Source organism: Ruoffia tabacinasalis (assembly GCF_005864045.1).
In the GTDB taxonomy this organism is placed as follows: domain Bacteria; phylum Bacillota; class Bacilli; order Lactobacillales; family Aerococcaceae; genus Ruoffia; species Ruoffia tabacinasalis.
The window spans coordinates 1-283 of record NZ_VBSP01000124.1 but is presented as its reverse complement, the minus strand read 5'-3'; the positions used below and the strand labels follow the sequence as shown (position 1 = coordinate 283).

The window sequence follows — 283 nt, the reverse complement described above, 5'->3', positions numbered from 1 at the left end:
TGTCACGCTCACCTTTCTAAAAGATGTAAACGTGCTCAATAAGTATACAGGAGGATATATAAGTTTTGGTAAATTCTTCCGCAAAGAGTGGTAAAACTGTCCGCAATCACTGGTAAAAAGAACCGCAAGGTTGGTACAAATTAAATGCAATAATCATTATTATTAATACCTTCGATCGGGCCATTCGTTAAACCTGGATACGAGAACGTGTTGTGAATATACGTTTGGTACTTCTTAAAAGAACGTAAGACACGCCTTAACCCAGCTGGAAGCTGAAGTTGCT

At 38.5% G+C, this 283-nt stretch carries 1 pseudogene; it reads right to left on the bottom strand.

The features are described 5' to 3' along the window. Window positions 1-158: 158 nt before the first annotated feature. Window positions 159-283: pseudogene (locus FEZ33_RS12290) on the bottom strand (transposase); the annotation flags it as partial.